Below are 13,730 nucleotides of genomic sequence, written 5' to 3' on the forward strand. Positions count from 1 at the left end.
AAGGGTCATCCTCCGGAAATGGATCATGGCCCCAGGCTATGCGTTCTCCAGCCCGCGCGAAACAGGGCGATGGGCAACCAACTGTTTCCGCGAGGGAAACGATGAACGTCGACCGCCGCCTCAGCGCCGGCCAAGCAGAACGCCGGCCAGCGGGCTGAGGGCGAACAGCGCGACCGCCGCCGCCACCACCGACGGCCCCGCCGGCGTGTCCCAGTTGGCGCTGCCGACCAGCCCCAGCACCACGGCCGCCGCGCCCAGCCCGGCGGCGATGGTGGCCATGGCTTCCGGCGAGGCGGCGAAGCGGCGGGCCGTGGCGGCGGGAATGATGAGCATGGCGGTGATCAGCAGCACGCCGATGATCTTCATGGCGACCGCCACCACCACGGCGATCACCAGCATGAAGGCAACCTGAACGGCCGTCACCGGCACGCCCTCCGCCTGGGCGACCTCGGGCGAGACGGTGGCGGCCAGCAGCGGGCGCCACAGCCATAACAGCACCGCCAGCGCCGCCAGCCCGCCGCCCCAGATCCAGGCCAGGTCTGCGGGCATCACCGCCAGGATGTCGCCGAACAGATAGGCCATGAGATCGACGCGCACCGTTTCCATGCTCGCCAGCAGGATGACGCCCAGCGCCAGGGTGCCGTGGCTGAATATGCCCAGAAGCGTGTCCGAGGCGTGCCGTCCGCGCCGCCCCAGGATGGTCAGGAAGGCCACCAGCACCGCCCCCACGGCCATGATGCCGATCACCGGGTCGGCCCCCAGCAGCAGCCCGAGGCCGACACCCGTCAGCGCCGAATGCGCCACCGTGTCGCCGAAGTACGCCATGCGCCGCCACACAACAAAGCAGCCCAGCGGCCCCGCCACCAGGGCCACGCCCAGCCCGGCGGCCAGGGCGCGCAGGATGAAGTCCTCCAGCAGGATCATGGCGCGCCCTCCCCGATGCGGGCCGCGGAAACGTGGCCGTGGGTCGGATCGTCGCAGTGGGCCGGATCGTGGGGCGGCACGGGATTGCCGTGCAGGTCGTGGTCGTGGTCATGCTGGTGGCGGTAGATCGCCACCTCCGCCGCCAGGTCGCCGAACAGCCGGCGGTATTCCGGATTGCCCGCCACCGCCCGCGGCTCGCCGTGGCAGCAGACGTGGCGCTGCAGGCAGATCACCCGGTCGGTGGCGGCCATGACCACATGCAGATCGTGGCTGATCATCAGCACCGCGCAGTCGTGGCGCTCCCGCACGCGGCGGATCAGTTCGTAGATTTCCGCCTGGCCGGACTGGTCGACGCCCTGGGTCGGCTCGTCCAGCACCAGCAGGTCGGGGTCCCGCAGCAGAGCCCGGGCCAGCAGCACGCGCTGGGTTTCGCCGCCGGACAGTTCCGCCATGCTTTTACCCATGAGATGCGCCGCGCCGGTCTCGGCCAGCGCCTCTTCCACCTGCGCGCGGGACGCCCGGCGGGTGAGCGTCATCAGGCGCTTGACCGACAGCGGCAGCACCGGGTCGAGGTGCAGCTTCTGCGGCACATAGCCGAGCGTGAGGCCCGGCCGGCGCTCCACCGAGCCGGCATCGGCCGAAAGCAGGCCGATCAGCACGCGCACCAGAGTCGTCTTCCCGGCCCCGTTGGGGCCGACCAGGGTGACGATCTCGCCGGCGTTCACGTGGATGTCCACGCCGTCGAGGATGGTCTGGCCGTCGCGGGTGAACACCAGGCCGCGCGCGGCAATGAGGGGCTCTGTCATGCGGAAGCGGCGTCCGGGTCGGGGGTTTCGTCAGAACGGCAGCGGGGGCACAGGCCGTCGACCTCCACCACCGCGTCGAGCAGGGTGAAGCCGGCCGCCTCCGCCGCCGCGTCAAGATTGCGCGCCAGCCCGCCCGCGTCCAGTTCCGCCACGGCGCGGCAGTCCCGGCAGATGAGGAACTGCGGCCGGTGGGCGGCATCGGGCCAGGCGCAGCCGATGAAGGCGTTCACGCTGGCAAGGCGGTGGGCCAGCCCGTGATCCACCAGAAAGTCCAACGCGCGGTAGACGGCCGGCGGTGCCGGGCGCTTGCCCCCATCGTCGGTTTCCGCCAAGCGGTCGAGCAGATCGTAGGCCCCGACGGCGCGATGACCTTCGGCCAGCAGCAGCTCCAGCACCCGTTTGCGCAGGGGCGTGAGCCGGGCGCCGGCTTCGGCGCAGCGCGCTTCCGCCGCGTCCAGCCCGTGGGCGACGCAGGCGGCATGGTCGTGGTCGGGTGCCGGAAAGGGTGCGGCGGTGCGAAGGCGTGGGGGCATGGCAAAAAAGCATCTGGACAGGGCGGCGCTGGATAGCAATGTTATATTGTATCATTTATCTCCGCAACGCCCGTTTCAGGAGCCTTGTCCATGATCCGCCGCTTCGTCCTCGCCGCCGGAACCGCCGCCACTCTGGCCGCCGCAGCGCCCGCCCTGGCCGCACCGCCCGACGTGGTGGCGACCGTGCGGCCGCTGCATTCCCTGGCTGCGGCGGTGATGCAGGGCGTGGGGGAGCCGACGCTCCTGCTGCCGCCGGGCGCGAGCCCCCATGATTATTCGCTGAAACCCTCCGACGCTCGCGCCTTGGGCGAGGCGGATGTCGTGTTCTGGATCGGTGAGCCGCTGGAGGGCTTCCTCGCCAAGTCCGTGGACACATTGGCGGATGGCGCCCGCGTGGTGGCGCTGGCGAGCGCGCCCGACCTGACGCTGCTGCATGCCCGCGAGGGCGGCGTGTGGGAGGGCCACGATCATGGCCACGACAAACACAGCCACGACGAACACGGCCACGACGAACACGGCCACGACGAACACGGGCACGCGGAAGACCAAGCCGACGCCGGCGCCGGCCTGATCCCGCCCATGCCGGGGCTTGATGCCGACGCGGCCGAACTGCCCGGCGATACCGATAGCCACATCTGGCTCGACCCGCGCAATGCCGCCGCCATGGGCCGCGCCATGGCGGCTGTCCTGGCCGATGCCGATCCCGGCAACGCCGCCACCTATCGTTCAAATGCCAATGCGCTGGCCGCCGACCTCGAGGCGCTGGAAGCCGAGCTGCGCGGCCGCCTCGCGCCGGTCACCGCCGCGCCGTACATCGTCTTCCACGACGCCTACCACTACATGGAGCACCGGTTCGGCCTGTCTCCGGTGGGCTCCATCACCGTCGAACCCGGCCGCCCCATCGGCGCCCGCCGCCTTGCGGAACTGCGAGACACCGTGCAGGACCGCAACGCCGCCTGCGTCTTCGCCGAGCCGCAGTTCGAGCCACGCCTGATCGCCACCGTCACCGAGAACACCGACGCCCGCACCGGCGTGCTGGACCCGCTGGGCAGCGATCATGCGCCGGGACCGGACCTCTATGCCGCCCTCATGCGCGACATGACGGACGCTCTGGTCGACTGCCTGTCCGCCGGGTGAGCCCCCGCGGCTACGCCGGAAGGGTGCCCCCGGCATCCAATGCCCGTGCTAGCGTGTTTCTCCCATAGAAGAACAACAATGGGAGGCATGGATGAACACGGACCTGCTGCTGTGGCGCGCCATGGCGACGCACACCCGCCCCGCCCATCTGCGTCATGGCACCAGCCGCCGCCGCGCGCGGCGCCTGGGCCTCGGACGGCTTCTGCACCACCTGGCGCACATGCTGACGCCCAAGCCCGTGACGGGACCGGCCGCGCACGGTTGAGCCGCGCTCCCTCCACCGCTATAAGGGCGCCGAACTCATGAAGAGGGAGGCGCCCGCGTGGCGGAGGACATCGTCTGGCGCAACGAGCGCACGCCGGCCTCGGCGCGCTTCGGCGACGTGTACTTCTCCGCCGAGGACGGCGCGGCGGAAAGCCGTCACGTCTTCCTGGACGGCGTCGGCGCCCCCGACCTGTGGCGGGGCCGCGCACTGACCACCATCGGCGAGACCGGCTTCGGCACCGGCCTCAACTTCCTGCTGACCTGGAGGCTGTGGCGCGAGACGGCACCGGCCTCGGCACGCCTGCACTATGTGTCGGTAGAAGGATACCCGCTGTCGGCCGAGGCGCTGGCCCGCGCGCTGGCCGCCTTTCCCGAACTGGCCGAGGAGACCCGCGCGCTGGTCGCGGCCTGGCCCATCCTGCATCCAGGCCACCATCCGCTCGCATTGGACGGCGGGCGGGTGACCCTGCACCTGCTGCTGGGCCCCGTGGAGGACATGCTGGCCGGCGCCTCCGCCAAGGTGGATGCCTGGTACCTGGACGGCTTCGCGCCCAGCCGCAATCCCGAGATGTGGACGCCCGCCGTCTTCCATCACATGGCCCGCCTGTCGGCACCGGGGGCGCGGGTGGCGACCTTCACCGCCGCCGGGCAGGTGCGGCGCGACCTGACCGCCGCCGGGTTCAGCCTGGAGAAGCGTCCCGGCTTCGGCCACAAGCGCGAAAGCCTCGTCGGCCGGCTGTGCTCCGATGCCGTACCGCCCGCCGATCCCGCCCCCTGGTTCCGCCGCGCCGCCCCTGCGCCCGACGGCCCCGTCGCCGTCGTGGGCGGCGGCATCGCCGGGGCGTCCATGGCCAACGCGCTCAGCCGCGCGGGGCGCGATGCGGTGGTGCTTGAGGCCGGGCCGGCCCTGGCGCGGGAGGGCTCGGGCAACCCCTCGGCCCTGATGAAGCCGCGCCTGACGCCCGACGCCCAGCCCTACGGGCGCTTCCATGCCATGGCGTGGCTGCACGCCCTGCGGCTGTACGAAACCCTGCCGCCCGACGTCTGGCGCGAGGGCCGCGGCGTGCTGGTCGCCGCCCGCGACGAGGCCGAGGCCACCGCCCAGGCGCAACTGGCGGAGACCCTGCCCTGGCCGGAGGAGGCCCTGCGGCTCGTCGACGACGCGGAGGCGCGGGCCCTGGCGGGCGCCTCCGCCCCGTGCGGCGGCCTGTGGTACGGCCTGGCGGGCTGCCTGCACCCGGCCGTCCTCTGCCCCGCCCTGGCCGAGGGCGCCGACGTGCGCACGGGCGCGGCCGCCGGCGGCATAGAACGCACCGACGCCGGCACATGGCTGGTCCGCGATCCCGACGGCGCGCCGCTGCTGGAAGCCGCCGCCGTGGTGCTCTGCGCCGGGGCCGCCCTGCCCGACCTGTGGCCGGAGGCGCAGTGGCCGCTGGGCAAGAGCCGGGGGCAGATTTCCTTCCTGCCGGCCGTCGCGGACGGTCCGCGCGCCGCCCTCAGTTTCGGCGGCTACCTGACGCCGCCCTACCCCGGCGACGACGGCCGCATGGTCCACGCGCTGGGCGCCACCTACGACCGCTGGCGACACCGGACAGAGGACTTCCGCCCCCTGCGCGACGCCGACCACACGCGCAACCGGGACCTGCTGCGCCAGCACCTGCCGGAGCTGGCGGCGCGAATAGACACCTCGCCCGTCGGCGGCCGCGCGGGGCTGCGATGCACCATCCAGGACCACATGCCGCTCGCCGGCCCCGTCCACGACCGTCCGCACTTCCTGGACGCCTTCGACGCCCTGCACCACGGCCGCAAGGCGCCGCCCTTCCCCGAAGCACCGCTGCATGAGGGCCTGTTCGTCCTGGGCGCGCTGGGATCGCGCGGGTTCCAGACGGCACCGCTGGCCGCGGCCCGCGTGACAGCGGAGATCGCCGGCGCGCCGCTGCCGATGGATCGCGGCGTGGCCGACTCGCTCAACCCGGCGCGCTTCGACGTGCGCACGCTCAGGCGCCCTCCGCAGGCGCGGCATCGCCAGAAATAAGCGGCCGACAAACCCTTGAGAGTCAAGGGATGCACCAATCCGGGCGTGAGGGTCTGCCGTCAGGTCAGCGAGGACGGCTCCACCGTCGCCGGCAGGGTCCAGGTGCCGCCGAGGACGTCCCTGGTCATGCTCGCGACGTCCCGCAGTTCCGCCGTCAACTGATAGTCCGACGGCGCCGGGGCGGGTGCGGCGGCCGGTTGACCGGCGCCTCCCACCGCGCCGCCGGCGGCGTCCTGGGCCTCCATCCGCTCCCGCGCGGTCTTGCGCAGGGCGCCGATCTTCTTGTTCAGCTCGCCGATCTGCGGCTTGCTGACGGCCTTGCCGCCCACATAGATGGTCTGGCTGATGCCAAGAAGCCCCAGCAGCGCCGGGGAAAGCTCGAAGGTCGACAGGCCGAACAGCCCGGTGAACAGAAGCGACAGGCCAACCACCAGGCTGAACACAAGTGTCTGGAAGCGGTAGATGTCGAACTCGCCCTGCTCGGCCACCAGATCGCCGGCGGTCGGCTCCCGCCTTTCCGGCTGCCAGCCCTGGCGCTTGAGCCATGCCCAGTTCGATCCGCTCAGCCGACGCCGGCCGACAGCCGTCTGGTTGGCCGCCACGGCGCTGACGCCGGCGATCCCCAGCAACGTCAGCACGTCCGACGACAGGTCGCCCAGGACGCCGATGCGCAGCAACACGTAGATCAGCAGCCCGGAAATGATCAGCGTGAAGAACAGGATCTGCAGCTTGGAAATGCTGGCTCGGCCATCCACGCCCGCCGTCAGCCTCAAGGGATTGATGGTGAACCCTGCCGTGGTGGCCGATGCGACCATCAGGCAGGCGCCCAGGTACAGTAACACCACCGCCGCCACCGCCAGGCTTCCGGCCATCAACGGCTCGCTCACGCCGGTGTCGGTGCGGGCGATGAAGGTGATGGCGGCCGGCTGGTCCGCGCCGGGATCGGACCAGCCCACGACATAGACGGTGTAGCTGGGCCAGATGGCCCAGAGTTCCTTAAGCGGCTCCAGAATGGCGACAACCTCCGGCCCGTTTGCCCCTTGGGACTGCCCCATGCGGCGCATCCCCTGCAAGCGGCCGGTATCCGTTTCCACGGCATAGACGCGAAGCAGGCTGCCGGCATCGCCCTGGCGCTCGACCGACAGCCGAACCGGCGAGCCGGCCGGCAGCATGTTCAGGTCGCCGGCCCCGTCGCCGGCCTCGGCCAGGGCGGAACGGATTTCCAGCGCCTGGACCGCCATGGCGGCGGCGGCGACGCGCAGGTCGTCGGCGGTCGCCGCGGCAGGGCCGCAGAGGGCCTGCTCCACCCTGGTCAGCCGCTCTGCCGCACCATCCGCCCCCGGCCGCGCCTGCGCCTGAATGTCCGCCTGCGCCGCCGCCGGTCCCGTCCCCAGCAGCAGCGCCGCCAACAGCAGCAGCGGCATCGCCAGCCCTGTCCGAAGGCCTCGGGTCCGCCCGGTCGAACCGCCCGCCGCCGCAGTGTTTCGCATGGTCATGCCCCCCTATCCTCAGGCGCCGCCCCTCCGGCCCCGCCCGTAAAAGGAGAAATTTATTCATGACTATCGTCAAGAGGAAGCGAATTCGACGACCTGTGCGGGCCTGGTCAAAGCAGCGCGCGTACCGCCTGGGACCATGCGGAACCGCCCCAGCGGCGACGGCGCCCGCAGCCGGGAGACGCAACCCAGAGAAACATTGCGGGCAATCAATAAACCCAAAGTAACAAAGCCATTTGCGCTTCGACTCCAGAGCCCATTGCGTCATCCGCGCAAACGATTGCGCGCCGCTGCGCCCAATTCGGCGGCGTTCGGCGGTTTACCTATACGTCACCGAATGGTTTTGCACCGCAGCATGTTCATCAAATGATCCGCACAATCCGGTGTGCGGCGCAAAAAGCGTAATGATCATGGCGGCTTGCACGATGACTTCGGCAGAAAATTACCCCAATTCGCTATTTCGGCGGCTTCGTATCCGCGCTAGGCTATCGCCTTCGTTGACGTGTACGACAGCCGGACGGTCCGTGGCGGGGGAGGCACCCCGACGGATGCGAAAAAAAGATCAAGAAATGCGCGCCCGGGAGGCCGCGGTCATCCGCACCGTTACTTCACGACACCATTTCGAGGACGACGTATGAAAACTCTGAAGCTCGCCCTTGCCGCCGGCGCCGCCCTGACCATCATGGCCGGCGCCGCCCAGGCGAAGACGCTGGTGTACTGCTCCGAGGCCAGCCCCGAGGGCCTGAACCCGGTCTTCTACACCGCCGGCACCACCTTCGACGCCACGTCGGTGCCCATGTACGACCGCCTGGTGGAGTTCAAGCAGGGCACCACCGAGATCGAGCCGGGCCTGGCGGAAAGCTGGGAGGTCTCCGAGGACGGCAAGACCATCACCTTCAACCTGCGCAAGGGCGTGACGTGGCACTCCAACGACGTCTTCACGCCGTCGCGCGAGTTCAACGCCGACGACGTGATCTGGTCGTTCGAGCGCCAGATGAACCCCGAGCACCCGTACCACAAGGTCGGCGGCGGGTCTTACGAGTACTTCAACGCCATGTCCATGCCGGACCTGCTGGAGCGCGTTGAGAAGGTGGACGACCACACGGTCAGATTCCACCTGAGCCGCCCCGAGGCGCCGATGATCGCCAACCTGGGCATGGACTTCGCCTCCATCTTCTCGGCCGAATACGCCGATGCCATGCTGGAAGCCAACACGCCCGAGATGGTCGACAACAACCCGATCGGCACCGGCCCGTTCGAGTTCCAGATGTACCAGAAGGATGCCATCATCCGGTACGCCGCGAACGAGGACTACTGGGCCGGCCGCACCCCGGTCGACAACCTGGTCTTCGCCATCACGCCCGACGCCAGCGTCCGCTACGCCAAGCTGAAGGCCGGCGAATGCCACGTCATGCCCTATCCCAACCCGGCCGACGTCGGGCAGATGCGGGATGAGGACGGCATCATCGTGGAAAGCCAGGAAGGCCTGAACGTCGGCTACCTGGCCTACAACACGGAAAAAGAGCCCTTCACCGATGCGCGCGTGCGCAAGGCGCTGAACATGGCGATCAACAAGGACGCCATCATCGACGCCGTGTTCCAGGGCGCGGGCAAGGAAGCGAAAAACCCGATCCCGCCGACCATGTGGTCCTACAACGAAGAGATCGAGGACGACCCGTACGATCCGGAAGCGGCCAAGAAGCTGCTGGCCGAGGCGGGCTTCGCCGATGGCTTCAAGACCAACATCTGGGCAATGCCGGTGCAGCGCCCGTACAACCCCAACGCCCGCCGCATGGCTGAAGTCATCCAGTCCGACTGGGAGAAGATCGGCGTCGAGGCCGAGATCGTCTCCTACGAGTGGGGCGAGTACCTGAAGCGCTCCAAGGACGGCGACCACCAGACCGTGCTGCTGGGCTGGACCGGCGACAACGGCGATCCGGACAACTTCCTGGCCGTGCTGCTGAGCTGTGACGCCGTCGGCGCCTCCAACCGCGCCCGCTGGTGCGACGAGGAGTTCGACAACCTGGTCATGGAAGCCAAGACGGAAACCGACCAGGCCAAGCGTATCGAGCTGTACGAGCAGGCCCAGGTCCGCTTCAAGGATCAGGCGCCGTGGGCCACCATCGCGCACTCCGTCGTCTTCATGCCCATGCGCGAAGAGGTCAAGAACTACAAGATCTCGCCGCTGGGCAAGCACGACTTCTACGGCGTCGACCTCGCCGAGTAAGGTCGAAATGCGGCAGAAGGGTTGACCTACATCCTCCGGTGTAGTATACCTTCCGCCCAATAGGAACGGGGGAGGACGGATACGCCCTCCCCCGTCTCCGTTTTCGCTTTCTTTTTGTTCGTGACCGTCGGTGGCGCCGCATCGGGGCCGCGCGACTGGTCTTTGTATTGCGCGACATTTCCGCGCGCAGTCCGCCGCCCCTGAACGCCCCCGTTGCACGCACGGGGCGCGCGGCCGGCGCCGAGAAAGTACGAGGACCCATGCTCGGCTTCTTCATCAAACGCCTCGGTCTGGTGGTGCCCGCCTTCATCGGCGTGACCGTCCTGACCTTCGCGCTGATCCACCTCATCCCCGGCGACCCGGTGCTGATGCTGGCGGGTGAGCGCGGCATCGACCCTGAACGCTATGAACGCCTGCGCGCGCAACTGGGGCTCGACCAGCCCCTGGTCGTGCAGTACTGGAACTACATTTCCGGTGTGCTGCAGGGTGATCTGGGCAACAGCATCGTCACCAAGAAACCCGTCATCGACGAGTTCCTGACGCTGTTCCCCGCCACCATCGAGCTGACCATCTGCGCCATCATCTTCGCCGTCGGCGTCGGCCTGCCGGCGGGCATGCTGGCCGCCGTGAACCGGGGCAAGACGCTGGATCACGTGGTCATGACGACCAGCCTGACCGGCTATTCCATGCCCATCTTCTGGTGGGGCCTGCTGCTCATCATCCTGTTCTCGGTCACGCTGGGATGGACGCCCGTGTCGGGCCGCGTCTCGGTGATGTTCTGGATCGAGCCGATCACGGGCTTCCTGCTGATCGACACCATCCTGCAAGGCAACTGGGATGCCTTCTGGTCGGCGGCACACCACCTGGTGCTGCCCGCCATTGTGCTGGGGACGATCCCGCTGGCCGTCATCGCCCGCATGACACGCTCGGCCATGCTGGAGGTGCTGCGCGAGGACTACGTCCGCACCGCCCGCGCCAAGGGCGTGGAGCCCCGGCGCGTCATCATGGTGCATGCCCTGCGCAATGCACTCATCCCGGTGATCACGGTCATCGGTCTTCAGGTCGGCGTGCTGCTGGCCGGCGCCATCCTGACCGAGACCATCTTCAGCTGGCCGGGCATCGGCAAGTGGCTGGTCGAGAGCATCAACCGCCGTGATTATCCCGCCATCCAGGGCGGCATCATGCTGGTCGCCACGGTCATCATCATGGTCAACCTGCTGGTCGACGTCCTCTATGGCGTCGTCAATCCCCGCATCCGGCACCAGCGGTAAGAGGCGCGGAACCGACATGACCGACACCTACAAGAACGTCGACGTGGCCGAGGCCGCCGCCGATCATGCCGCCGAGGTGGCCGAGGCGCACGAGGCTGCGGCCATCGCCGGCTCGCCCAAGCACCCCATCGCCGAGTTCTGGGAATACTTCACCGAGAACAAGGGCGCGCTGGCGGGCCTGATCTTCATCGTGATCCTGGTCCTGACCGCCCTGTTCGCGCCCTGGATCGCGCCCCACAGCCCCATCGAGCAGTACCGCGACGCACTGCTGCTGCCGCCCGGATGGGCCGACGGCGGCACCTGGCGGTTCCCGCTGGGCACCGACGATGTGGGCCGCGACATCTTCTCGCGCATCATCTGGGGCTCGCGCCTGTCGCTGTTCGTCGGCGTCATCGTGGTGACGCTGTCGCTGGCCGCGGGCATCGTGCTGGGCCTGATGGCCGGCTACATGCGCGGCTGGGTCGACGTGGTCGTGATGCGCCTGATGGACATCATGCTGGCCATCCCGAGCCTGCTTCTGGCCATCGCGGTCGTCGCCATCCTGGGTCCCGGCCTTGAAAACGCGATCATCGCCATCGCCATCGTCGTGCTGCCCCACTACGTGCGCCTGACGCGAGCGGCTGTCATCACGGAAAGCAGCAAGGACTACGTCACCAGTTCGCGCATCGCGGGCGCCTCGACCTCGCGGCTGATGTTCAACACCATCCTGCCGAACTGCATGGCGCCGCTGATCGTGCAGGCGACGCTGGGCTTCTCCACCGCCATCCTGGACGCCGCCGCGCTCGGCTTCCTGGGCCTGGGCGCCCAGCCGCCGACGCCGGAATGGGGCTCCATGCTGGCCGACAGCCTCCAGTTCGTGCAGCGCGCGTGGTGGGTGGTGACCTTCCCCGGTCTTGCCATCCTGCTGACGGTGCTGGCCTTCAACCTCATGGGCGACGGCCTTCGCGACGCCCTGGATCCGAAGATGAAACGCTGATGCCTTTGCTCGACATCCAGAACATGACCGTGGAATTTGGCGAGGAATCCTCGCCGTTCCGCGCCGTCGACGGCCTGTCGCTTACCGTCAACGAGGGCGAAGTGGTGGGCATCGTCGGCGAATCCGGCTCCGGCAAGTCCGTCTCGTCGCTGGCGACCATGGGCCTGGTGGCCTACCCCGGCCGCGTCACCGCCGACCGGATGCACTTCGCCGGCCAGGACCTCCAGGCCATGAGTGCCCGTAAGCGCCGCAAGCTGACGGGCTCCGAGATCGCCATGATCTTTCAGGAACCCATGACCAGCCTGAATCCCTGCTTCACGGTAGGCTGGCAGATCATGGAGGCCCTGAAGATTCACGAAGGCGGCAGCAGGAAGGAGCGCCGCGAGCGCGCCGAGGACCTGCTGCGCCTGGTCGGCATTCCCGATCCCGGCCGCCGGCTCTCGGCCTTTCCGCACCAGATGTCCGGCGGCATGAGCCAGCGCGTCATGATCGCCATGGCGCTGGCCTGCAATCCGCGCCTGCTGATCGCCGACGAGCCCACCACGGCGCTCGACGTGACCATCCAGGCGCAGATCATGGACCTGCTGCTGGACCTCCAGCAGCAGCGCGGCATGGGCATGGTGCTCATCACCCACGACCTGGCCGTGGTGGCCGAAGCCGCCCACCGCGTCGTGGTGATGTACGCCGGCCAGGTTGTGGAGACCGGCACGGTGCCGGAAGTCTTCGAGCACCCGCGCCATCCCTACACCCAGGCGCTGCTGGCATCCCTGCCGGAGAACTCGGTGGGCCGTGACCGCCTGCAGACCCTGCCGGGGGTGGTGCCCGGTGCCTACGACCGGCCGCACGGCTGCCTGCTGCACCCGCGCTGCCCCTACTCGCAGCGCCACTGCCGCGAGGAGCAGCCCAAGCTGTTCGGCGAGGGCCCGTTCCGCCACCGCTGCTTCTATCCGCTCGACGATGAGGGGAACCCGACCTATGACTGACGCCGACACCAAGGCGCCCGCCCTTCAGAAGGTGAAGGCCCCGGCCGACGGCCGGCCTCTGCTGGAAGCGCGGGAGCTGACCAAGCACTATTCGGTGCCGCGCGGCATGTTCAAGGAAGATGCCACCGTCCGAGCCCTGGACGGCGTGTCGTTCCGCCTGCACGCGGGCCGCACGCTGGCCGTCGTCGGCGAGTCCGGCTGCGGCAAGTCGACGCTGGCCCGCCAGGTGACGCTCATCGAGCAGCCGACCGCCGGCGACTTCCTGCTGGAGGGCGAGAACCTGGCCGGGGCGGCGCCTGAAAAGCTCAAGAAGGCGCGCACCAAGGTGCAGATCGTCTTCCAGGACCCCTACGGATCGCTGAACCCGCGCAAGAAGGTCATGTCGATCCTGGAGGAGCCGCTGGTCATCAACACGAAGATGAGCCAGGAGCAGCGCCGCGACCGCGCCCAGGAGATGATGCGCGTGGTCGGCCTGCGGCCCGAGTTCGCGGCCCGTTATCCGCACATGTTCTCGGGCGGCCAGCGCCAGCGCATCGCCATCGCCCGCGCGCTGATGCTCAACCCCCGCGTGGTGGTGGCCGACGAGCCGGTTTCGGCGCTGGACGTGTCGGTCCAGGCGCAGGTGCTGAACCTGCTCATGGACCTGCAGGAAGAGTTCGGCGTCGCCTACCTGTTCATCTCCCACGACCTGTCGGTGGTGCAGCACATCGCCGACGACGTGCTGGTGATGTACCTGGGCAATGTGGTGGAGCACGGCCCCAAGGAGGCCATCTTCGCCGAACCCGCGCATCCCTACACTCGTGCGCTCATGGCCTCGACGCCCAAGATCCGGGCTGCCGAGCGGGCGCAGAAAGTGGCGCTGACGGGCGAGCTGCCCTCGCCCATGAACCCGCCGTCGGGCTGCCGCTTCCACACCCGCTGCCCCTTCGTGATCGACCGCTGCAAGAGCGAGATCCCCAAGGTGCGCGACGTGGCCGGGCGCGGCGTCGCCTGCCACCGTGCGGAAGAGGTGCTGGCAGGCACGGCGTGATACGCGGGCGACGACTGTACGATTTCAGGCATCGCCCGGTATGAGAGCGAT

Annotated in this window: 12 protein-coding genes; 8 read left to right on the plus strand and 4 right to left on the minus strand. The window is 69.1% G+C overall.

Annotated features, from left to right (window positions below; genetic code table 11):
- Positions 1 to 120: 120 nt before the first annotated feature.
- Genes LG334_RS15075 through LG334_RS15085 form a run of 3 tightly spaced genes read right to left on the minus strand, consistent with a single transcriptional unit; the run spans position 121 to position 2,263 of the window.
- The gene (locus LG334_RS15075; protein ID WP_404379262.1) at positions 121 to 924 is read right to left on the minus strand and encodes a metal ABC transporter permease; all 804 of its coding nucleotides are present in this window, start codon (positions 922 to 924) and stop codon (positions 121 to 123) included.
- Positions 921 to 1,730, minus strand: coding sequence for an ATP-binding cassette domain-containing protein (locus tag LG334_RS15080; protein WP_404379264.1), 810 nt, complete (start codon positions 1,728 to 1,730; stop codon positions 921 to 923). Before LG334_RS15080 ends, LG334_RS15075 begins: the two co-directional genes overlap by 4 nt.
- Positions 1,727 to 2,263 (minus strand): Fur family transcriptional regulator, encoded by a 537-nt coding sequence (locus LG334_RS15085; protein WP_404379266.1) that lies wholly within the window; start codon positions 2,261 to 2,263, stop codon positions 1,727 to 1,729. Before LG334_RS15085 ends, LG334_RS15080 begins: the two co-directional genes overlap by 4 nt.
- A gap of 90 nt (positions 2,264 to 2,353) precedes the next feature.
- Here LG334_RS15085 and LG334_RS15090 point away from each other — a divergent pair, with 90 nt between their 5' ends.
- The 3 genes from LG334_RS15090 to mnmC all read left to right on the plus strand — a co-directional run bounded on the left by LG334_RS15090 (position 2,354) and on the right by mnmC (position 5,699).
- Positions 2,354 to 3,400, plus strand: a complete 1,047-nt coding sequence (locus LG334_RS15090; RefSeq protein ID WP_404379268.1) for a zinc ABC transporter substrate-binding protein — start codon at positions 2,354 to 2,356, stop codon at positions 3,398 to 3,400.
- A 91-nt stretch (positions 3,401 to 3,491) separates the two neighbouring features.
- Positions 3,492 to 3,665 carry a hypothetical protein gene (locus LG334_RS15095; protein ID WP_404379269.1) on the plus strand — a complete coding sequence of 58 codons (174 nt, stop codon included), beginning with the start codon at positions 3,492 to 3,494 and terminating at the stop codon, positions 3,663 to 3,665.
- Between the two features lie 57 nt (positions 3,666 to 3,722).
- Positions 3,723 to 5,699 carry a bifunctional tRNA (5-methylaminomethyl-2-thiouridine)(34)-methyltransferase MnmD/FAD-dependent 5-carboxymethylaminomethyl-2-thiouridine(34) oxidoreductase MnmC gene (gene mnmC, locus LG334_RS15100; RefSeq protein WP_404379271.1) on the plus strand — a complete coding sequence of 659 codons (1,977 nt, stop codon included), beginning with the start codon at positions 3,723 to 3,725 and terminating at the stop codon, positions 5,697 to 5,699.
- 59 nt (positions 5,700 to 5,758) lie between these two features.
- Here mnmC and LG334_RS15105 read toward each other — a convergent pair whose 3' ends face one another.
- Positions 5,759 to 7,195, minus strand: coding sequence for a hypothetical protein (locus LG334_RS15105; protein WP_404379273.1), 1,437 nt, complete (start codon positions 7,193 to 7,195; stop codon positions 5,759 to 5,761).
- Between the two features lie 631 nt (positions 7,196 to 7,826).
- On the opposite strand from LG334_RS15105, the gene LG334_RS15110 reads away from it, so the two are divergent.
- From LG334_RS15110 to LG334_RS15130, 5 genes are all read left to right on the plus strand, one after another.
- The gene (locus tag LG334_RS15110) at positions 7,827 to 9,419 is read left to right on the plus strand and encodes an ABC transporter substrate-binding protein (protein ID WP_404379274.1); all 1,593 of its coding nucleotides are present in this window, start codon (positions 7,827 to 7,829) and stop codon (positions 9,417 to 9,419) included.
- Positions 9,420 to 9,679: 260 nt separating this feature from the next.
- Positions 9,680 to 10,690 carry an ABC transporter permease subunit gene (locus tag LG334_RS15115; protein WP_404379276.1) on the plus strand — a complete coding sequence of 337 codons (1,011 nt, stop codon included), beginning with the start codon at positions 9,680 to 9,682 and terminating at the stop codon, positions 10,688 to 10,690.
- Between the two features lie 16 nt (positions 10,691 to 10,706).
- Entirely contained in the window at positions 10,707 to 11,666 is a 960-nt protein-coding gene (dppC, locus tag LG334_RS15120; RefSeq protein ID WP_404379277.1) for a dipeptide ABC transporter permease DppC, read from the plus strand.
- Positions 11,666 to 12,649, plus strand: coding sequence for a dipeptide ABC transporter ATP-binding protein (dppD, locus tag LG334_RS15125; protein WP_404379279.1), 984 nt, complete (start codon positions 11,666 to 11,668; stop codon positions 12,647 to 12,649). The genes dppC and dppD overlap by 1 nt, the downstream gene beginning before the upstream one ends.
- Positions 12,642 to 13,679, plus strand: coding sequence for a peptide ABC transporter ATP-binding protein (locus tag LG334_RS15130; protein ID WP_404379281.1), 1,038 nt, complete (start codon positions 12,642 to 12,644; stop codon positions 13,677 to 13,679). The genes dppD and LG334_RS15130 overlap by 8 nt, the downstream gene beginning before the upstream one ends.
- The last annotated feature ends 51 nt before the right edge of the window (positions 13,680 to 13,730 follow it).

It is taken from the genome of Caenispirillum salinarum (assembly GCF_044803115.1).
Classification (GTDB): Bacteria; Pseudomonadota; Alphaproteobacteria; order Rhodospirillales; family Rhodospirillaceae; genus Caenispirillum; species Caenispirillum salinarum_A.